This is a genomic window from Cupriavidus sp. MEYA8 (assembly GCF_059278825.1).
The window spans coordinates 1,160,116-1,178,598 of sequence record NZ_CM181222.1 but is presented as its reverse complement, the minus strand read 5'-3'; the positions used below and the strand labels follow the sequence as shown (position 1 = coordinate 1,178,598).

Below are 18,483 nucleotides of genomic sequence, written 5' to 3'. Positions count from 1 at the left end.
ATGATGGCATTCATCGGCACCGTGTTCGTTGGCCTCATCGTCGGACTGATCGCACGGGCCGTGAAGCCCGGCGACGACAAGATGGGCTGGATCATGACCATCATCCTGGGCGTGCTGGGCTCGGTGGTGGCCGGCTACGTCGGCCGCGCGATGGGCTGGTACCAGCCGGGCCAACCGGCCGGCTGGATCGCCTCGGTGATCGGCGCGATCGTGCTGCTGGTGATCTACGGCATGGTCCGCCGCAAGGGCTGACTGGCCTTGCGCACGGTGATGGCATCGTTGGCGTCGGCCAGGCTCGGCGCTTCGGGCTTGGCCGGCGCAGGCGCCGCGGGCTGAGCCACCGCGTCGGCGCGGGGCTGCGGGGCTTCCAGCCCCTGCGCCATGCTGGCGCCCGGCACGGCTTCGGCCGGTGACGCCATGGTCGGCACGCGCGGCATGCGCAGGCCCGGCGCCGCATCACGGCAGCGCAGCAGCGCACGGTCGCCGCCTGGCGCCATCGCCGCCACCTGCGGCGCGATCGCGCGCAGCACCCGCACCGCCAGCGCGCTGGTAAAGCTGTAGCGCACCGCGTACGGCTCGCGCACATTGACCACCACGGTGCCGAAGAAGCGCTCGCCCAGCGTAAAGACGAACGTCGCCGAGCGGTTCACCGAGCGCGACGAGATCAGCCGCCCGCCCGGCCCGTACACCTGGAAGCGCTGGTCGCCGGTGCCGGTCTTGCCCGCCACCGTCAGCGACCCGCCGTCGCGGCCCGGCACCGTGAAAGCGCCGCGGATCGACTTGGCGGTGCCGCGTTCCACCACGTCCAGCATCGAACGCCGCGCCAGCTCGGCCACCTCGGCCGGCAGCACGCGCTTGCCCGGGCCCGGCTGCAGCACGTAGCGCGTGGCGTAGGGCGTGCCGTCGGCAAAGGCCAGGCTGCGCACCGCTGCACTCTGCGTGGCCACGCCGCCGGCCAGCAGGATGCCGGCCAGCTCGGCCAGCGCCGCCGGACGGTCGCCCGCCGCGCCGATCGCGCTGGCGTACGACGGCGTCAGCGAATCGAACGGATAGCCCACCCGTTGCCAGCGCCTGGCGATGCGGGTGAAGGCGTCCTGCTCCAGCAGCGTGCGGATGCGGTTGTCCTGGCCCGCCTTGCTGCGCGTCTTGAACAGCCACTTGTAGACTTCCTGGCGCTCCGCCGTGCTGGCGCGCAGCAGCTCCGTCAGCGTGGCGTCGGGGTGCTGGTCCAGGTACTCCACCATCCACAGTTCCAGCGGATGCACCCGTGACAGGTAGCCGCGGTCGTTCAGGTTGAACTTGTCCTTGCCGTACTTGCGGTACAGCGCGGGCAGGTCTTCCTTGGCGAGCTGCTTGTCGCCCAGGCGCGCGCGCATGATGCGGATATAGCTGTCCTCGTCCAGGTAGGGGCGCGCGCTCAGCAGCGTCACCGACATGCGCACCGCGTTGATGTGCGGGATGGTCATGCGCACGCGGCCCAGCAGCGTATCCAGCCGCTGCTCGGAAGTCTTGCCGCGGTAGCGCTGGTAGAAGTTGACCATGTAGGCGCTGCCTTCCTGGTCGGCAAAGCGCTCCAGGTACTCGCGCCGGCCCGGGGCGTTGCGGTCCTCGAACAGGTCGCCGATGTCCGGATTGGCGTGGAAGGTCTCGTAGCGCACGATGTCGCGCATCATGCGGATGAAGACCAGGTTGACCGAATGCTGGAACGCGATGCGCACGGTCATGTTGCGCTCGCCCGCCGAGCGCTCGAAGTTGGTGAAGCTCTGCAGCCCGCCGCCGGTGTAGAAGCCTTCCCCGGCGCTGCCGGAGTACTTGCGCTCCATCGCGGCCTCGAGCATCGCCATCAGTTCGCGCTCCTCGGGCTTCTTCGCCTTGGACAGGTAATCCACCGCCCAGTGGGCAAGCACATCCTGCCGTGCCAGCCGCACCCCGGCCAGTTCGGCGCGGCCCATGCCGGCGTATTGCGCATGCAGCTCACTGACGATTTCCAGGTAGGTCACCAGCGTGCGCAGCTTGGCGGTCGAACCGAGGTTCAGCCGCGCGCCGCTGTTGATGTCGAACGGCTGGTCGATGTTGTCGGCCTGCACCCGCACCACGTTGGCGTTGCCGACACGCTCGAACAGCGTGAAGCTGGTCATCAGCTTCGACGGGTCGTCGTTGTCGCGCAGCAGGTTATGGCCGTACAGGCCCATGGCGCGCGCGTCCGTCTTGTTGTTCACGCGCTGCAGCGTCTCGGTGACGATGCGCTGCGCCTCGCGGTTGATGGTGCTGTCGACCGTCAGGTCGAGCCGGTCCATGTCGTAGCGGCTTTCCACGCCGGTCAGGCGGGTGACATCGGCGCGAACGCGGTTGACGGCCTTGCGCGTGACGAACGGCTCCTGCGGCCCGCGCTGCGGCGGCGCGGCCTTGTCCAGCGGCTGCGCCAGCGCCGCGTCGCGCAGCTCGGCGGTGATGACGCTGTTGGCGGCCAGCAAGCGCAGGTAGCTGGCCGTCAGCGCATCCAGGTTGGTGTCGTCGCGGCGCAAATGGTAAGACGGCCGGCGCTGCGAGATGATCAGCGACAGCGCTCGCTTGAATACCTGCGCCTGGCGCGGCTCGGGCGCGCGCTGGTCCATTTCCTTGAGCAGCCGGTTGACCTCGCCGAAGTCCTCGCCATACCACACCCACAGCGCGTCGCCGATGCCGTTGATCTCGCCGAAGCCCTCGCGCGCCGACAGCGGCACGGTGTTGAGGTAGTCGACCACGATGCGCTCGCGCGCGCGCTGCGTGTCGGGTCCGTCCAGGTAAGCGCGCAACGACGCCGATGCCATCTGCCGGAATTTCTCGGGGATCGACGCGGTGCGTCCTTCGGGTGAGTGCCGGTACTTCTCGATCTGCGTGGCCAGCGTGCTGCCGCCGGGCGCGTCGTGCGAACGGTCGGCCAGCCGGATGAACTGGTCGAGCACCGCGCGCGACAGCCGGCGCCAGTCCAGCGCCGGGTTCATGTTGGGGTATTCGGGGTTGAGCAGGCCCTGGTTCTCGACGTACAGCAGCGCGCTCACCAGCAGCGGCGGCACCGTGGCGAAGTCGGGATACTGGCGCTGCGGATAGCGCTCGAACGCCAGCGTCAGCCCGTTGCAGTCGCGCAGCAGGAGGCCGGCCTGGTTCTTCTCGCGGTACGGCGCGAACAAGCCCTGGTCCATCAGCCTGACCATGTCGGGCGACATGCGCGCCTGCTCGGCGGGAACGTAGCCGCGCTGCTGCAGCCGTTGCGCGAACTGCGGCAGCAGGCCGTAGCCCATGCGTGCGTCGTAAGGACCGGAATGCGGAAAGCGGATGCTGTCGCTGGCGCCAGGCTGGATCTCGAAGGTCAGCCGCTGGCCGAGCTCGCCGATGAGCCGCGCCTGCCAGTGCGAATTGCGCACTTCGCTCGCGACAAAGCTATACACGACGTAGACGCCCCCGGTGAGGGCGACCGCCAAGCCAGCGAAAATCCAGCCACGACGCGACACGTTTGGGCTTCCCTGTTTGGCCGGCGTTGCGCGCATCGGAATCCGCGCACCAGCTCGAAGCGCAATGTTCTCGCGGCACGCGCATTGCGCGTGCCGCCTGTCTTGATATTAGTAGGAGTCTGGCCGGCGTGCATCAAGCATGCGCGAGGTCATGGCGTTATTGACCCTCGCCCTGCATCGCGCCGTCGCTAACGCGCGTCATTCGGAGACGCGCTTGCGCCACATGCCGGCGTGCCCTGCACCGCCGGCGTGCGTCGCTGTCATGCCTGCTGCGCGCGTGCCACCGGCCGTCCCCCGAACGGGTAGCCCGGGTCGTTGTAGCCGTGGGTCGACGCATGCCCCGGCGCGACCAGCGCATCGATCATCGATTCTTCGTCGGGCGTGATCGCAGCCCCGAGCGCACCGAAGTAATCTTCGAACTGCGCCAGCGTGCGCGGCCCCGCGATAACCGACGAAATGATGGGGTTGGCCAGCACCCACGCCGTGGCGAACTGCCCCGGCGTCAGGCCGCGCGCCTCGGCATGCGCCTTGAGTTGCTGTGCGATCACCAGCGATTCCTCGCGGAATTCGGTTTCCATCATGCGGCGGTCGGCACGGCCGGCGCGCGTGCCCTGTTCCGGCGCCTGTCCGGGCGCGTACTTGCCGGTCAGCACGCCGCGCGCCACCGGGCTGTAGGGCACCACACCCAGGCCGTAGTGCTCGCAAGCCGGCAGGATCTCCACCTCGGGCAGGCGGTTCAGCAGGTTGTAGTACGGCTGGCAGGCCACCGGGCGCGGCACGCCCAGCTCGCCGCACAGCCGCGCGATCTCGGCAAGGCGCCAGCCGCGGAAGTTCGACACCGCCCAGTAGCGGATCTTGCCGCTGCGCACCAGGTCGCCCATCGCGCGGACCGCCTCTTCCAGGTTCTCGCCGGGATAGTCGCGGTGCAGGTAGAGGATATCGATGTAGTCGGTCGCGAGCCGGTGCAGGCTGTCCTCGACCGCGCGCGTGATCCACACGCGCGAGTAGTGCGAGTGGTTGGGCGCGGGCTGCATTACGTTGCCGAGCTTGGTCGCCAGCACCCAGTCGTGGCGGTTCGCGGTCAGCAGCCGGCCGACCATCTGCTCCGACGCGCCCTTGGTGTAGACATCGGCCGTATCGATGAAATTCACGCCGTGGTCACGCGCGCTGGCAACGATGCGCGCCGCCTCGGCCTCGTCGGTCTGGTCGGCAAACATCATGGTGCCCAGGCACAGCGCTGAAACGCGCAGGTTGCTGACGCCGAGGCGGCGGTAGGGCATGGTGGTGGCTGGCATGGGATTCTCCGGAAGGGGGGTGTGACCACGGTCCCACATTTTGCCGGGAGTTGGGCAGGCTTGCCGGCAAGCGCACCGTCAGATGGCGGGCAGCGAAATAAACGCGGCCGCCATGCGCTTTTTATTGCACCCCTTGCAGCACCTTTGCTGCACACCCGATTCCGCGCGACAGCGCCCTGAAATGGTTTCAAGATGTTGCTGGAACGCCAACTGGCGACGATTTACCGCCATATTCTTGCGTTTGCCGGCGGCGCCCACCCCGCCGGCCTGACCAGGAACAAGGATCGGACACCATGCAAACGGAAACCACGGATGTCGTCATCATCGGCGCAGGCCCGGCCGGCTCGGTCGCGGCGGGCCTGCTGCGCAAGCACGGAATCCCGGTACTGGTGATCGAGAAGGAAATCTTCCCGCGCTTTTCGATCGGCGAGAGTTTGCTGCCGCAGAGCATGGCCTATATCGAAAGCGCCGGCATGCTGCGCGCGGTGGTCGAAGCCGGCTTCCAGTACAAGAACGGCGCCGCGTTCTCCCGCGCCGGCCAGCACACCGCCTTCGACTTCCGCGAAAAATTCTCTCCCGGCTGGGGCACGACCTACCAGGTGCAGCGTGCCCGCTTCGACGATGTGCTGATCCGCGAGGCGGCACGCCAGGGCGCCGAGGTCCGTTTCGCGCATCTGGTCGAGAACGTCGATGTCAGCGGCGCGCAGCCCGAGGTGACGGTGCGCGCGCCGGAGGGCAGCCGGTACCGGGTGCGCGCGAAATTCCTGCTCGATGCCTCGGGCTTCGGCCGCATCCTGCCGCGCCTGCTCAAGCTGGAGTCGCCGTCGGGCTTCCCGGTGCGCAGCGCGCTCTTCACCCATGTCGAGGACCGGATCGCGCCGGGGGGCTTCGACCGCAACAAGATCCTGATCAGCGTGCATCCGCAGCACCCGGATGTCTGGTACTGGACCATCCCGTTCTCGGACGGCCGCTGCTCGCTCGGCGTGGTGGCGGAGAAGGCGTTCCTGGACAACTACACCGGCACCGAGACCGAGCGGCTGCGCGCGCTGGTGGCGGAGGAGCCCGGGCTGGCGAGCCTGCTTGCCGATGCCTGCTGGGACACCCCGGCGCGGCAGATCGCGGGCTATTCGGCCAACGTCAGTTCGCTGTGGGGCAATGGCTACGCGCTGCTCGGCAATGCCGGCGAATTCCTCGATCCGGTGTTTTCCTCCGGCGTCACCATTGCCTTCAAGTCGGCCAGCCTGGCCGTGGAGTGCCTGGTGCGCCAGCTCGGCGGCGAAGCGGTGGACTGGGAGAAGGATTTCGCGCAGCCGCTGCGAGCGGGCGTGGATTGCTTCCGCGTCTTTGTCGAAGCATGGTATGAAGGCCGCTTCCAGAAGCTGATTTTCTACCCCAATGCCACGCCGGAGATCCGCAGCATGATCAGCGCGGTGCTGGCCGGATATGCCTGGGACCGCAACAACCCGTTCGTCGCCGATCCGCGCCGCCGCATGGCGGTGCTGGAAGAATTCTGCAACGTCTGACCGCCGCCGAGCCGGCATGGCAATTCTGCAAGGACAACAAGCATGACCAATCCGACCGTACTGGTCACCGGATCGTCGCGTGGCATCGGCCGCGCCATCGCGCTGCGCCTGGCGCGCGATGGCTATGACGTGGTGGTCCATTGCCGCGCACGCCGCGACGAAGCCGAAGCCGTGGCCGACGCGGTGCGCGCCCATGGCAGCAGGTCGCGCGTGCTGTGCTTCGACGTCAGCCGCCGCGACGAGGCAGCGGCCACGCTGCTGGCCGACATCGCCACGCACGGCTGCTACTACGGCGTGGTCTGCAATGCCGGGCTGGCCCGCGACGCGGCCTTCCCGGCCATGACCGGCGCCGAATGGGACGAGGTGGTGCACACCAACCTCGATGCCTTCTACAACGTGCTCAACCCGGTGGTGATGCCGATGGTGCAGCGCCGCCAGCCTGGCCGCATCGTCACGCTGTCGTCGGTCTCCGGACTGGTCGGCAACCGCGGGCAGGCCAACTACAGCGCCGCCAAGGCGGGCATCATCGGCGCCACCAAGGCGCTCGCCATCGAACTGGCCAAGCGCGCCATCACGGTCAACTGCGTCGCGCCCGGCCTGATCGACACCGACATGGTCGAGGCGCACGTGCGCGAGGAAGCGCTGCGCCTGATCCCGGCGCGGCGCATGGGCACGCCGGACGAGGTTGCCGCCACCGTCGCCTTCCTGCTGTCGCCCGATGCCGGCTATATCACGCGGCAGGTGATTTCGGTCAACGGCGGGATGTTCGGGTAAGGCATGGCCGGGGAGATCCGATGAACGCGGTAAGCATCTTCTTCCTGCAGGCCATGCTGGTGGTGGCGCTTCCCTACCTGCTGTGGCGCGGCGCGGGCCTGCAGGCCGCCTTTCCGCTGGTGGCGGTGCAGGTGCTGGCCGGCATCCTGCTCGGGCCGTCGGTGTTCGGCCAGCTGGCGCCCCAGCGCTGGTCGGCGCTGTTCGGCCCCGATCACCTGCCGATGCTGTCCGGCCTGCAATGGCTCGCCGTGACGCTGTTCTGCTTCCTGACCGGCCTGCATTTGCGCGAAGACGCGGCGACGACGCACTGGCATGACACCCTGCGCATCTCGCTGGGCAGCATCGCGGCGCCGTTCGTGCTCGGCGGCGTGACGGGATGGTGGATGATCCGCGCCGGCTGGCCGGTGGCGGGCGAGCATGCCGATCCCTACTGGTTCGCCTGCGCGATGGGGATCTGCACCGCGGTCACCGCGCTGCCCGTGCTAGGCGCGCTGCTGCGCGAGATGCGGCTGACCGGCACGCCGCTGGGCCAGCTCGCGCTGCGCTGCGCGGCGGTCAATGACGCGTGGGTGTGGCTGTTCCTGACGCTGGTGCTGCTGCAGCAGGGCAGCCAGCAAGGCGCCAGCGCGCTGGTGACCGGAGTGCGCGCCGGCGCCTACCTCGCCTTCATGTTCGGCGTGGTGCGCCCCGCGCTCGCCTGGCTGCTGCGCCGCGCGCAGGAGACGGAACTACTGCTGGCGGTCGCCTTCTTCCTGGTGCTGGCGTCGGCATTCCTGGGCGAGCTGGCCGGGCTGCATCACGTGATGGGCGGCTTCGTCGCCGGGCTGGCCTGGCCGTCGCAGGCGGCACAGCGCGTGCGCCAGCAGCTGGAACCGATGACGGTGGTGGTGCTGTTGCCATTCTTCTTCCTTGCCGCCGGGCTGCGTACCGAGATTTCGCTGCAGGAACCGATGACGCTGTGGATCGCCGCACTGTCGCTGGTCGTCGCCATTGCCGGCAAGATGGCCGGCGTTGCGCTGCCGGCGCTGCGCGCGGGCATGGGCTGGCGCAAGTCGCTCGCGCTGGGCGCGCTGCTGCAGACCAAGGGACTGGTCGAGGTGGTGGTGCTGACCGTGCTGCTGGACGCGCGCGTCATCAGCACGACGGCATTCTCGGGGCTGCTGCTGATGGCGCTGGCCAGTACACTGCTGGCGCGTCCTCTGACCTTGCTCGCGACACATGGCCGCTTGCGCTGAGCGGCGGCCGGAGGCGCGAATGGCATCCTGTCGCTTGCCGCCGGCGATCGCCGGCTGCTTTCAGTCCCGGTCCGGCGCGCCCGGCGGAAAGAGCGAGCGATAGGGCCGCGCCTCGTCGACGGCGCGTGCGAAGAGCTGCATCGTGGTCTCCTGTCGGCGCGCCAGCACTACGCCGCGGCGAAGCGGTCCGTGGCGGCGATCAGCTGGTCCATGATCCCCGGTTCCGTCCACGCATGGCCCGCCCCTTCGATCAGGTGAAAATCGGCCTTCGGCCAGGCCTTGTGCAGGGCATGCGCATAGCGTACCGGGCACGGCATGTCATAGCGGCCATGTACGATGACCCCGGGAATATCCGCCAGCCTGTACGCATCGCGCAGCAGCTGGCCATCCTCCAGCCAGCAGCGGTGCGTGAAGTAATGGTTCTCCAGCCGCGCAAAGGCAAGCGCGAAGTGGCTGTCGTCATGCTTGGCGCTGTTGCCGGCATCCGGCAGCAGCGTGATGGTCTCGCCTTCCCACACGCTCCAGGCACGCGCGGCTTCGACCTGCTTGTCCTTGTCGTCGCCGGTCAGCAGCTTGCGATAGGCCGCCATCATGTTGCCGCGCTCCGCTTCGGGCACCGGCGCCTGGAAGCGCTCCCATTTCTCGGGGAACATCTCGGACACGCCATACTGGTAGTACCAGTCCAGCTCTGCCTGCGACACCGTGTAGATGCCGCGCAGCACCAGTTCGCTGACGCGCCGCGGATGCTTCTGCGCATAGGCCAGCGCGAGCGTCGAGCCCCAGGAGCCGCCGAAGACCAGCCAGCGCTCCACGCCGGCAAGTTCGCGCAGCCGCTCGATATCGTCGACCAGGTGCCACGTGGTGTTGTGCTCCAGCCCGGCATGCGGCGTCGATCGTCCGCAGCCGCGCTGGTCGAACAGCAGCACGTCATAGCGCGCCGGGTCGAACAGGCGCCGATGGTCGGCCGAGATCCCGCCACCGGGGCCGCCGTGCAGGAACACCGCCGGCTTGGCGCCCGGCGTGCCGACGCGCTCGTAATAGAGCACGTGGCCGTCGCCGACATCGAGCGTGCCGCAGTGGTAGGGCTCGATTTCGGGGTAGAGGGTACGGAGGGAGGGCATGGGGGGTGGCTCCGGTGGTCTCGAGGCCACAGTGTACGCTGCCGCAATGGGGAATCGCGTCAGCCGCCGATCAGCCTTGTTCCATCTCGTGCTGTGCCGCCAGCGCGAGAAATGCCGATCGGCTCATATGCCGGCTTTTGGCAGCATCATCGATTTGCTGGACCAAGCGCTCTGGCAAGCTGATGTTCACCCGTACGGCTCTTGTGTTGACGCGCGACAAGTCGATGTCGACCAGCATCCAGATGCCGCCCTGATACTGCGGATGATGAAACCAGCGCTCCGGACTGGATGGTTCGGGAATCGGCTCCCCGTCGGCAAAGTGGGCTTCGACAGCCTCCTGCGCGTTGGCTGGAATGTCCGCCCAGTCATCGGCAGCGGAAAAGCATCCGGGGAAATCCGGAAACGAGATGCCGTGGGCGTGCTTTGCGTCGCCGGGCTCGATATGGACGGGATATAGCATGGGGCGATCAGAAAAAATTTTCTGTTACCGGAGGCGGGCCTGCTTGAGGATGCTGCGCACCGTGCCGAGTGGCAGGTCTTTCTTCGGGTGAGGCACCGTTACCTTTCCTGGTTTGGTGGGGTGCCTGAACTGATGGTGCGATCCGACGATGTGCGTCAAATACCAGCCGTCGGACATCAGTTGCCTGATCAGGTCCGCGCTCTTCATTTGCGCAACTTTACACAACACGCGCTGAGCCGTCCAGCCGGTGTTGCCGGAGACGGCGAAAAAAAACCGGCACCCAAAGGCGCCGGTTTTGCTTACCTGGCAAATCGTGCCAACCGGCGCGACCCCACTCAGTCTTCCAGCTTCGGCAGCGAAGCGCTCACCTGCGTCGACAGCAGGCCGGTCTTGGCGTACGTCTGCAGCTTCTCGCGCGTATCGACGATATCCAGCGTGCGCATGGTCAGCTGGCCGATCCGGTCCAGCGGCGTGAACATCGACTCGCCCTTTTCCATCGTCAGCCGTTCCGGCTTGTAGGTCAGGTTGGGCGAGGTGGTGTTCAGGATCGAGTAGTCGTTGCCGCGGCGCAGTTCGATGGTGACTTCGCCGGTGATGGCGCCGGCCACCCAGCGCTGGGCGGTTTCGCGCAGCATGATGGATTGCGGGTCGAACCAGCGGCCCTGGTACAGCAGGCGGCCCAGGCGGCGGCCGTTGTCGCGGTACTGCTCGATGGTGTCTTCGTTGTGGATGCCGGTGATCAGGCGCTCGTAGGCGATGAACAGCAGCGCCAGGCCCGGGGCTTCGTAGATGCCGCGGCTCTTGGCTTCGATGATGCGGTTTTCGATCTGGTCGCTCATGCCCAGGCCATGGCGGCCGCCGATGCGGTTGGCTTCCATGAACAGGTCGACGCTGTTGGCGAAGGTCTGGCCGTTCAGCGCGACCGGCTGGCCTTCCTCGAAGCGCACGGTGACTTCCTCGCGCTTGACTTCGACGTCATCGCGCCAGAACTGCACGCCCATGATCGGCTGGACGATGCGGATGCCCGAATCCAGGTGCTCCAGGTCCTTGGCCTCGTGGGTGGCGCCCAGCATGTTGGAGTCGGTCGAGTACGCCTTTTCGGCCGACATCTTGTAGTCGAAGCCGTTCTGGCGCATGAACTCGGACATCTCGGCGCGGCCGCCCAGTTCGTCGATGAACTGCTGGTCCAGCCACGGCTTGTAGATCTGCAGGCCGGGGTTGGTCAGCAGGCCGTAGCGGTAGAAGCGCTCGATGTCATTGCCCTTGAACGTGCTGCCATCGCCCCAGATGTTGACGCCATCTTCCTTCATCGCGGCGACCAGCATGGTGCCGGTGACGGCGCGGCCGATCGGGGTGGTGTTGAAGTAGGTGATGCCGGCGGTGGAAATGTGGAACGCACCGCACTGCAGGGCGGCGATGCCCTCGGCCACCAGTTGCGTGCGGCAGTCGACCAGGCGGGCTTCCTCGGCGCCGTAGGCCTTGGCGCGGCGCGGGATATCGTCGTAGTCGGGCTCGTCGGGCTGGCCCAGGTTGGCGGTGTAGGCGTAGGGGACGGCGCCCTTCTGGCGCATCCAGAGGAGTGCCGCGCTGGTGTCAAGGCCGCCGGAGAAGGCGATACCGACGCGCTCGCCGGTAGGAATGTGCTGCAGGATGGTAGTCATCGCCAGAAATCTAAGTGAATTTGTCGGCTCTTGGGCGGGCTCCCGCCGCGTCGCCCGGAAGGGTGCCAGCGCGCGCGGAAGCACGGCGACGCGGCCGGCCGAGTCACGGGCCGAGTCAGTGCCAAACGCGAATTGTGACACGGCAGCGCCCACGCGCCAAACGCAGGCCAATGCCGGGTCGCGGGCCGCACCCCGGCGGAGCGTTGAAAAGCCGCGAACGCGCCCTTCAAAACTCTCGACTGGTTAGCTCCCGGGACCCCTCCCTATACTGCGCCGCATCGTCGTTTTGAGAGCGGAGTCGTCATGCTGCATCGCGCCCTGCAAGGGATCCGGGTCCTGGACCTGTCGCGCATCCTCGCCGGTCCCTGGTGCACCCAGAACCTGGCCGACCTGGGCGCCGAGGTGACCAAGGTCGAACATCCCCGGCGCGGCGACGACACCCGCGGCTGGGGCCCGCCCTACCTCGACGCGCCGGCCGGCACCGAAGGCGGTCCGCGCCTGTCGGGGTACTTCATCTGCTGCAACCGCGGCAAGCACTCGGTGGCAATCGACTACAGCACGCCGGAAGGCGCCGCGCAGGTGCGCGAGCTGGCGCGCGAGGCCGACGTGCTGGTCGAGAACTACAAGGTCGGCACGCTGCGTCGCTACGGGCTCGACTACGAAGCCCTAAAGGCAATCAACTCACGCCTGGTCTACCTGTCGATCACCGGCTTCGGCCAGGACGGGCCGATGGCCGACAAGCCCGGCTATGACTACGTGTTCCAGGGCATGGGCGGCTTGATGAGCTATACCGGCCAGCCCGACGGCGCCCCGGGCGCGGGGCCGCTGCGCACCGGCGTGGCGGTGGTGGACCTGAGCACCGGCATGTATGCGACCTCGGCGGTGCTGGCCGCGCTGTACCAGCGGCAGTCGACCGGTGCGGGCGCGCATCTCGATATCGCGCTGCTCGACGTGGCCGTGGCGATGAATGCCAACCAGGCCGCCAACTACCTGGTCTCTGGTCAGAACCCGCAGCGCAGCGGTAATGCGCATCCCAACTGCGCGCCGTATGAAGTGTTCCGCTGCGCCGACGGCCACCTGATCCTGGCGATCGGCAATGACGGCCAGTTCGCGCGCTTCTGCGCGGTGGCGGGCATGCCCGAGCTGGCGCAAGACCCGCGCTACGCCACCAATTCGGCGCGCATCGAGCACCTGCCGGCGCTGCGCGCGCTGCTGGCCGAGCTTTTCCCCACGCGCACGCGCATCGAATGGACCGAAGCGTTCGACGCCAACGGCGTGCCCTGGGGCCCGATCCACACCATGGACGAAGTCTTCGCCCACCCGCAGGTGCAGCACCGCGGCCTGATGCGGGTAGCGGAGCATCCCGTCATGGGCCGCGTGCCGATGGTGCGCAACCCGATGCTGGCGGGCCACGACGGCCCGCTCATGCCGCCGCCGCTGCTGGGCGAGCAGAGCGCCGCGAATTGATTGCCCTGCAAGACACACAAACCCTGCTCCGGAGACAACCGATGAAGCCAGTCCTTTCCACCGTTGCCCTGTTCGCAGCGCTCGCCACTGCCGGCGCCGCGCAGGCCAGCGCCTACCCCGACCGCCCGATCAAGCTGGTCGTGCCCTACGCCGCGGGCGGCACCACCGACATCATCGCCCGCATCGTCGGCACCCATCTGGGCCCGGTGCTGGGCCAGCCGGTGGTGGTCGAGAACCGCCCGGGCGCCGGCGGCGCGGTGGGCAGCGCCTATGCCGCCAAGCAGCCCGCCGACGGCTACACGCTGGTGATGGAGGTGGAAAGCTCGCACGCGGTCAATCCCAACGTCTACGTCAAGACCGCGTATGACCCGGTGAAGGACTTCGCACCGATCAGCAACCTCGCCGACGTGCCGAACGTGCTGGTGGTCAACCCGTCGTTTCCGGCCACCGACCTGCAGGCGTTCATCAGGCTGCTGAAAGCCAATCCCGGCAAGTACTCGTTTGGCTCGTCGGGCAACGGCGGCCTGAGCCACATGAACGGCGAGCTGTTCATGAACGCCACCGGCACGCGCATGCTGCATGTGCCCTACAAGGGCCTGGGCCCGGCGCTCAACGATGCGGTCGCGGGCCAGATCCAGGTCGTGTTCGACAACATCCCCTCGTCGTCCGCGCTGATCCAGGGTGGCCGGCTGAAGCCGCTTGCGGTTGCGGCGAAGCAGCGCCTGAAGGTGCTGCCCAACGTGCCGACCTATGCCGAAGCCGGCCTGCCGGCGATGAACAACCCGTCGTGGTTCGGGCTCGGCGCGCCGGCCGGCACGCCCGCCCCCATCCTCGACAAGCTGAACCAGGCCGTGCGCAAGGTGCTGGCCGAACCCGACGTGATCGCCGCGATCGAGAAGCAGGGCGCGATCCCCGCGCCCACCTCGCGCCAGGCCTTCTCCGACCTGGTGCGCGGGCAGAATGCGCACTGGAAGAAGGTCGTCGACGATATCCGGTTCACCAGGCTCCAGTAAGCCAGCCACCAGCAAGGAACGACATGAGCGAAACCATCCAGGAACAATACGCCGGCGTCGACGTCGACGCGCGCGGCATTGCCACCGTCACCATCCGCGACGCGGGTTCCCTCAACATCCTCGGCACGCCGGTGATCGCCTCGGTCACGCGCGCGATCGAGGCGCTGGCCGCCAACGATGCGGTGCGCGTGGTGGTGCTGCGCGGCAGCGGCGACAAGGGCTTTGTCGGCGGCGCCGATATCAAGGAAATGGCCGCGCTGGACCGCGCCAGCGCGCAGGCATTCATCAGCGGCCTGCGCCGCCTTTGCGACGCGGTGCGCCATTGCCCGGCGCCGGTGATCGCGCGCATGCCGGGCTGGTGCCTGGGCGGCGGGCTGGAGCTGGCGCTGGCGTGCGACATCCGCATCGCCGCCGACAATGCGCAGCTCGGCATGCCCGAGGTCAAGGTCGGCATCCCGTCGGTGATCCACGCGGCGCTGATGCCGCGCCTGATCGGCAATGCGCGCGCGTCATGGCTGCTGCTCACGGGCGAGATCGCCAACGCCGAAGACGCGCTGCAGTGGGGGCTGGTCAGCCGCGTGGTGCCGCTGGATGCGCTGGACCAGGAGGTCGAGCGGGTGGCCGCGCTGCTGGCGGGCTTCGGTCCCGTTGCCGTGCGTCAGCAGAAGCGTTTATTGCGCGAATGGGAAGATGCGCCGGTCGATGTTTCGATCAACAACAGCGTGGCGGAATTCGGCAGCGCGTTCGACACCGGCGAGCCGCAGCAGCATATGGCCACGTTCCTGAACCGGAAGCGCTGACCTGCGCGCCCTGGTTGCGCTATTACGGCGCCGTGCCGGCCACGGCGCCGCCCTCGCGCGTGGCCACCACGCGCGGATCGTTGAGCAGGAACTGCGCGAACGCCTCGGCAAATGACGGCAGCTTGCCGTCGGCGCGCACGATCAGGTTGAGCTCGCGCAGTGCCCAGGGCTCGGCCAGCCGCACCCCCGCCACGCGCGCATCGCGCAGCGCTTGTGCCGCCACGCTGCGCGGCACGAGTGCCACCCCGACCCCCGCCTCGGCCAGCGACAGCACCGCGTCGAAGCTGTGCGCATGCAGGCGCACGTTAGGGCTCTTGCCCGCGCGCTGCGCCATGTCGCGCAGGAACAGGAAGTTGCTGCTGGTGCGGCTCATGCACACAAAGTCGAAAGCCAGTGCCGCGCCGAAGCGAACCTCCGGCTCGCGCGCCAGCGGATGCTCCGCCGCGACCGCCAGGATCAGTTCGTCGCGCGCATAGCGCACCGAGCGCACGCCGGTGGTCTCGAAGTCGCCGGCGAGAATGCCGACGTCGGCTTCATGCGCCGCGACCGCGGTCAGGATCGACTGGCTGGCGCGTTCTTCGAGGTCGATGTTCACGTCCGGGTTGGCCAGCAGGAAGCGGCTCACGCTCGGGATGATGAAGCCATTGAGCGAGCTGCTGTTGGCCAGCAGCCGGATATTGCCCTTCAGTCCCGCCGAGAAACGGCCCACCTCGCCGTGCATGCGCTCGACGCCGAGCAGCAGCTCGCGCACATGGACCAGCAATGTCTCGCCGGCCGGCGTCAGCTCCATGCCGCGCGCGGTGCGCACAAACAGCGGCGTGCCCATCGCATGCTCGAGGTTCTTCAGCCGGTAGCTGGCCGCCGACGCGGTGATATGCGTGGCCGAAGCGCCGCCGGAAAGACTTTGTGCATCGGCGATCGCCTGGAACAGGCGCAGGTCGGTCAATTCGTAACGCAAGGCAGCTCCGGATGTCTAAGGTGTTCAGGCGAGAGCCGGATAGTGACGGTTCGCGGGCATTCTACAGCCCGGCATGCACGCCCCAGCCGAGGCCGATCCCGCATTGATGTGGACACCAGCCACTTGGTTTGCTAAGGTATTGTGGACGGCGTACACAAATCGTTGCGCCCGTTGCCGGATCCCCGAGGCCATCGTCCGTACGCCGGCTAGGTTCTTCCTGCCTGCCCCGCCCGGGAGGCTCTCTCTACAGGAGTTGTCATGCAAGTCCAGCCCTATCTCTTTTTTGAAGGCCGTTGCGATGAAGCTGTCGAGTTCTACAAGAAGACCCTTGGCGCCAAGGTCAATATGCGGATGACGTTCAAGGAAAATCCCGAGCCGCAAAAGGCCGACCCCGGCTGCCAGGCGCCTCCGGGAACGGAAGACAAAGTCATGCACATGGAATTCCAGATCGGCGACAGCGTGATCATGGCTTCCGACGGCCGCTGCTCGAACCAGCCCAAGTTCGAGGGCTTCGGGCTGACAATCAGCTTTGCCGACAAGGCCGGGGTGGAAAATGCCTTCAACGGCCTGAAGGAAGGTGGCCAGGTGGTGATGCCGCTGGACAAGACTTTCTTCGCCGAGCAATTTGGCATGGTGAGCGACCGCTTTGGCGTCATGTGGATGCTGATCACCGAGCAGAAGTAAGCGCGGCGCGTGCGGTTTCGCCGGCGGCATCGGCATACGGGATTACAATGCGCGCCGCCAGCCGGAGAAACCGGCGAACCCACGACAGCCACGCGCCATGGACGAACGCATCACCGAACTCGAAATCAAGCTCGCCTTCCAGGAAGACCTGCTCGAAACGCTCAACACCACGGTGGCGCGCCAGCAGCAGCAGATCGACCTGCTGCAGGAGCAGTTCCGCGCGCTGTACCAGCAATTGCGCAGCGCCACGTCGACGGCGGCAGAGTCCGATCCCCTGCAGGAAATCCCGCCGCATTACTGACCTGCGCGCATGCGCGCCGGGGCTATGTGACGGAACGCCATCCCGCGCGCGCGGTCTGACTGGCTGACTCCATCCACGCCGCGCCGTCAAGGCGCGCACCATCCGCCACATGCGCCTGCGCCCCTCCCTGCTCCTTGCCGCCGCGGCCGTCTTCGCCGCGGCTACGCCCGCGCTGGCCGGCTACAACGTCTGGACCGGCGAATACACGCTCACCCGCCAGGAACTGCAGGCCGCGCTGGATCAGCGTTTTCCCGCCACGCTGCGCTACGCGGAAGTGGTGACCGTACAGCTTAGCCACCCCCGGCTGGTGCTAGACGAGGCCAGCAACCGGCTCATCACCCATGTCGAGGCCCGCCTGACCAACGCGCTGCTGCCCTCGCCGCCGGTCGACGGCAAGCTGGCGCTCAACAGCGGCGTGCGCTACGACTCCGGCAAGCGGGCCGTGCTGCTCGACAACCCCACGGTGCAACAGGTGGAAGTTGCCGGCATGGCCCAGTACCGCGAGCAACTCAACGCCATTGGCGCGGTCGTTGCGCAGCAGCTGCTGAAGGACTATCCGGTCTATACCTTCAAGCCCGAGGAACTGCACTTCGGCGGCAAGGAGGTCGAGCCGGGGACCATCACGGTCGGCAAGGAAGAAGTGCGAGTTGAAGTGAAGAACCGCTAACGCCGCGCCGTTTCGCGCGCGCCGCGGAACACCAGCGCCAGTCCCGCCAGCACCGCCGCCATCCCGGCAAGCGCCAGCGGCGCCATCCGGTTGCCCAGCAGCAGGTAGTCCAGCACCGCGGTGCCCGCAGGCACCAGGTAGAACAGGCTGGTCACATTGACCAGGTTGCCCGCGCGGATCAGGCGGTAGAACAACAGCGTGGCGCCGATCGAGATGCCGAGCGTCAGCCACAGCAGCGGCAGCGCGAACGCCAGCGATACCTCGAAGGCAAAGGGCTGGAACGGCAGGCACAGCAGGCATGCCGCGAGGCTGGCGCCATACTGCAGCGGCAACACCTGCGCCGGCGCGCGCGCGATGCGCTTCTGCAGGATGGCGCCGACGGTCATGCAGGCCAGCGCTGCCAGCCCGCACGACACGCCCGCCACAGAAAGCCGTGCCAGCAGCAGGCTGTCGGCGACCACCAGTGCCAACCCGGCGAGCGCGAGCGCCAGGCCCGCGATGCGGGTGGTGCTGTAGCGTCGCTCGGTCAGCAGCAGGGTCAGCATCGGTTGCGCGCCCAGCACGGTGGCCAGCACACCAGGCGTCATGCCATGGTCGAGCGCAAGGAAGTAGAACACGGCGTAGCCGCCAATCAGCAGCAGGCCGGTCAGCGCCACATGCAGCCGTTCGCCGCGCGGCGGCAGCAGGTGGCCGCGTGCCAGGCCGATGGCGCCAAGCACCGCCAGCGTGATGGCGAAGCGCAGCGTCAGCAAGGCAAAGGGCGTGGCATGGTCCAGCCCGAGGCGCGCCGCGATGGCGCCGCTGCTCCACAGCAGCACGAACAGGGGTGTGGCCCAGAACGCGGCGGATACCGCATGCCGGGCGTGGGTCGCGGCGCCCAGTTGCGCCGCGCAGTCTTTTTCGGTGGTCATGGATGTCATCTGTCGAAAGCCTGGCAGACCCCGGCGCGCAAGCGCGCATAGCAACTGCGGCAGCCGGCAGCGGCGCACAGGCGCGCGGCTGCCGTGCCGTCAGGCACGCGCAGGCGTGAAAA

The 18,483-nt window shown here is 67.7% G+C and carries 18 protein-coding genes and 1 pseudogene; 10 read left to right on the top strand and 9 right to left on the bottom strand.

The features are described from left to right. Positions 1 to 252: a GlsB/YeaQ/YmgE family stress response membrane protein gene (locus AC5WJ1_RS22445; RefSeq protein ID WP_195430322.1), complete on the top strand. Its 252-nt coding sequence runs from the start codon at positions 1 to 3 to the stop codon at positions 250 to 252. Here AC5WJ1_RS22445 and AC5WJ1_RS22440 read toward each other — a convergent pair. Together AC5WJ1_RS22440 and AC5WJ1_RS22435 are read right to left on the bottom strand one after the other, a co-directional pair. Continuing rightward, positions 225 to 3,491, bottom strand: a complete 3,267-nt coding sequence (locus tag AC5WJ1_RS22440) for a transglycosylase domain-containing protein (RefSeq protein ID WP_494476962.1) — start codon at positions 3,489 to 3,491, stop codon at positions 225 to 227. The two genes, AC5WJ1_RS22445 and AC5WJ1_RS22440, sit on opposite strands and share 28 nt — an antisense overlap. Before the next feature lie 260 nt (positions 3,492 to 3,751). Further along, on the bottom strand, positions 3,752 to 4,786 hold the full coding sequence (locus AC5WJ1_RS22435; RefSeq protein WP_135703319.1) for an aldo/keto reductase: 1,035 nt from the start codon (positions 4,784 to 4,786) through the stop codon (positions 3,752 to 3,754). A 293-nt stretch (positions 4,787 to 5,079) separates the two neighbouring features. Here AC5WJ1_RS22435 and AC5WJ1_RS22430 point away from each other — a divergent pair, with 293 nt between their 5' ends. Genes AC5WJ1_RS22430 through AC5WJ1_RS22420 form a run of 3 tightly spaced genes read left to right on the top strand, consistent with a single transcriptional unit; the run spans position 5,080 to position 8,318 of the window. After that, entirely contained in the window at positions 5,080 to 6,309 is a 1,230-nt protein-coding gene (locus AC5WJ1_RS22430) for an NAD(P)/FAD-dependent oxidoreductase (protein ID WP_135703320.1), read from the top strand. 42 nt (positions 6,310 to 6,351) lie between these two features. Further along, on the top strand, positions 6,352 to 7,083 hold the full coding sequence (fabG, locus tag AC5WJ1_RS22425; protein ID WP_133095610.1) for a 3-oxoacyl-ACP reductase FabG: 732 nt from the start codon (positions 6,352 to 6,354) through the stop codon (positions 7,081 to 7,083). A gap of 20 nt (positions 7,084 to 7,103) precedes the next feature. After that, a complete protein-coding gene (locus tag AC5WJ1_RS22420; RefSeq protein WP_135703321.1) occupies positions 7,104 to 8,318 on the top strand; it encodes a cation:proton antiporter in 1,215 nt (404 codons plus the stop codon). Between the two features lie 60 nt (positions 8,319 to 8,378). Here AC5WJ1_RS22420 and AC5WJ1_RS22415 read toward each other — a convergent pair. From AC5WJ1_RS22415 to argG, 5 genes and pseudogenes are all read right to left on the bottom strand, one after another. Further along, positions 8,379 to 8,453 (bottom strand): annotated as a pseudogene (locus AC5WJ1_RS22415) (glutathione S-transferase family protein); the annotation flags it as partial. A 32-nt stretch (positions 8,454 to 8,485) separates the two neighbouring features. Continuing rightward, complete coding sequence (pip, locus tag AC5WJ1_RS22410; protein ID WP_135703322.1) at positions 8,486 to 9,439, bottom strand: prolyl aminopeptidase; 954 nt, start codon at positions 9,437 to 9,439, stop codon at positions 8,486 to 8,488. A 70-nt stretch (positions 9,440 to 9,509) separates the two neighbouring features. Then, positions 9,510 to 9,899 (bottom strand): type II toxin-antitoxin system HicB family antitoxin, encoded by a 390-nt coding sequence (locus AC5WJ1_RS22405; protein WP_135703323.1) that lies wholly within the window; start codon positions 9,897 to 9,899, stop codon positions 9,510 to 9,512. A 24-nt stretch (positions 9,900 to 9,923) separates the two neighbouring features. Continuing rightward, positions 9,924 to 10,106: a type II toxin-antitoxin system HicA family toxin gene (locus AC5WJ1_RS22400; RefSeq protein WP_135703324.1), complete on the bottom strand. Its 183-nt coding sequence runs from the start codon at positions 10,104 to 10,106 to the stop codon at positions 9,924 to 9,926. Between the two features lie 128 nt (positions 10,107 to 10,234). After that, positions 10,235 to 11,560, bottom strand: a complete 1,326-nt coding sequence (gene argG, locus AC5WJ1_RS22395; protein WP_135703325.1) for an argininosuccinate synthase — start codon at positions 11,558 to 11,560, stop codon at positions 10,235 to 10,237. Between the two features lie 303 nt (positions 11,561 to 11,863). On the opposite strand from argG, the gene AC5WJ1_RS22390 reads away from it, so the two are divergent. Genes AC5WJ1_RS22390 through AC5WJ1_RS22380 form a run of 3 tightly spaced genes read left to right on the top strand, consistent with a single transcriptional unit; the run spans position 11,864 to position 14,840 of the window. Then, a complete protein-coding gene (locus AC5WJ1_RS22390) occupies positions 11,864 to 13,027 on the top strand; it encodes a CaiB/BaiF CoA transferase family protein (protein WP_135703326.1) in 1,164 nt (387 codons plus the stop codon). A 41-nt stretch (positions 13,028 to 13,068) separates the two neighbouring features. Continuing rightward, on the top strand, positions 13,069 to 14,040 hold the full coding sequence (locus tag AC5WJ1_RS22385) for a Bug family tripartite tricarboxylate transporter substrate binding protein (protein WP_135703327.1): 972 nt from the start codon (positions 13,069 to 13,071) through the stop codon (positions 14,038 to 14,040). A gap of 23 nt (positions 14,041 to 14,063) precedes the next feature. Next, on the top strand, positions 14,064 to 14,840 hold the full coding sequence (locus AC5WJ1_RS22380) for an enoyl-CoA hydratase (RefSeq protein ID WP_135703328.1): 777 nt from the start codon (positions 14,064 to 14,066) through the stop codon (positions 14,838 to 14,840). Between the two features lie 22 nt (positions 14,841 to 14,862). Here AC5WJ1_RS22380 and AC5WJ1_RS22375 read toward each other — a convergent pair whose 3' ends face one another. After that, positions 14,863 to 15,798, bottom strand: a complete 936-nt coding sequence (locus AC5WJ1_RS22375) for a LysR family transcriptional regulator (RefSeq protein WP_133095603.1) — start codon at positions 15,796 to 15,798, stop codon at positions 14,863 to 14,865. A 258-nt stretch (positions 15,799 to 16,056) separates the two neighbouring features. Here AC5WJ1_RS22375 and AC5WJ1_RS22370 point away from each other — a divergent pair, with 258 nt between their 5' ends. From AC5WJ1_RS22370 to AC5WJ1_RS22360, 3 genes are all read left to right on the top strand, one after another. Then, entirely contained in the window at positions 16,057 to 16,482 is a 426-nt protein-coding gene (locus tag AC5WJ1_RS22370) for a VOC family protein (protein WP_133095602.1), read from the top strand. 97 nt (positions 16,483 to 16,579) lie between these two features. Further along, positions 16,580 to 16,783, top strand: a complete 204-nt coding sequence (locus AC5WJ1_RS22365) for a SlyX family protein (RefSeq protein WP_133095601.1) — start codon at positions 16,580 to 16,582, stop codon at positions 16,781 to 16,783. 109 nt (positions 16,784 to 16,892) lie between these two features. Next, on the top strand, positions 16,893 to 17,450 hold the full coding sequence (locus AC5WJ1_RS22360) for a DUF1439 domain-containing protein (protein ID WP_135703329.1): 558 nt from the start codon (positions 16,893 to 16,895) through the stop codon (positions 17,448 to 17,450). Here AC5WJ1_RS22360 and AC5WJ1_RS22355 read toward each other — a convergent pair. Then, the gene (locus AC5WJ1_RS22355; RefSeq protein ID WP_195430349.1) at positions 17,447 to 18,361 is read right to left on the bottom strand and encodes a DMT family transporter; all 915 of its coding nucleotides are present in this window, start codon (positions 18,359 to 18,361) and stop codon (positions 17,447 to 17,449) included. The two genes, AC5WJ1_RS22360 and AC5WJ1_RS22355, sit on opposite strands and share 4 nt — an antisense overlap. Positions 18,362 to 18,483: the final 122 nt, after the last annotated feature.

What these genes read in the sequence shown, in the direction of transcription:
- argG (WP_135703325.1), bottom strand. Translation starts at nt 11,560, where the DNA reads ATGACTACCATCCTGCAGCACATTCCTACCGGCGAGCGCGTCGGTATC.
- AC5WJ1_RS22400 (WP_135703324.1), bottom strand. Translation starts at nt 10,106, where the DNA reads ATGAAGAGCGCGGACCTGATCAGGCAACTGATGTCCGACGGCTGGTAT.
- AC5WJ1_RS22435 (WP_135703319.1), bottom strand. Translation starts at nt 4,786, where the DNA reads ATGCCAGCCACCACCATGCCCTACCGCCGCCTCGGCGTCAGCAACCTG.
- AC5WJ1_RS22445 (WP_195430322.1), top strand. Translation starts at nt 1, where the DNA reads ATGATGGCATTCATCGGCACCGTGTTCGTTGGCCTCATCGTCGGACTG.
- AC5WJ1_RS22355 (WP_195430349.1), bottom strand. Translation starts at nt 18,361, where the DNA reads ATGACCACCGAAAAAGACTGCGCGGCGCAACTGGGCGCCGCGACCCAC.
- AC5WJ1_RS22420 (WP_135703321.1), top strand. Translation starts at nt 7,104, where the DNA reads ATGAACGCGGTAAGCATCTTCTTCCTGCAGGCCATGCTGGTGGTGGCG.
- AC5WJ1_RS22385 (WP_135703327.1), top strand. Translation starts at nt 13,069, where the DNA reads ATGAAGCCAGTCCTTTCCACCGTTGCCCTGTTCGCAGCGCTCGCCACT.
- AC5WJ1_RS22365 (WP_133095601.1), top strand. Translation starts at nt 16,580, where the DNA reads ATGGACGAACGCATCACCGAACTCGAAATCAAGCTCGCCTTCCAGGAA.
- AC5WJ1_RS22360 (WP_135703329.1), top strand. Translation starts at nt 16,893, where the DNA reads ATGCGCCTGCGCCCCTCCCTGCTCCTTGCCGCCGCGGCCGTCTTCGCC.
- fabG (WP_133095610.1), top strand. Translation starts at nt 6,352, where the DNA reads ATGACCAATCCGACCGTACTGGTCACCGGATCGTCGCGTGGCATCGGC.
- AC5WJ1_RS22430 (WP_135703320.1), top strand. Translation starts at nt 5,080, where the DNA reads ATGCAAACGGAAACCACGGATGTCGTCATCATCGGCGCAGGCCCGGCC.
- AC5WJ1_RS22380 (WP_135703328.1), top strand. Translation starts at nt 14,064, where the DNA reads ATGAGCGAAACCATCCAGGAACAATACGCCGGCGTCGACGTCGACGCG.
- pip (WP_135703322.1), bottom strand. Translation starts at nt 9,439, where the DNA reads ATGCCCTCCCTCCGTACCCTCTACCCCGAAATCGAGCCCTACCACTGC.
- AC5WJ1_RS22405 (WP_135703323.1), bottom strand. Translation starts at nt 9,899, where the DNA reads ATGCTATATCCCGTCCATATCGAGCCCGGCGACGCAAAGCACGCCCAC.
- AC5WJ1_RS22390 (WP_135703326.1), top strand. Translation starts at nt 11,864, where the DNA reads ATGCTGCATCGCGCCCTGCAAGGGATCCGGGTCCTGGACCTGTCGCGC.
- AC5WJ1_RS22370 (WP_133095602.1), top strand. Translation starts at nt 16,057, where the DNA reads ATGCAAGTCCAGCCCTATCTCTTTTTTGAAGGCCGTTGCGATGAAGCT.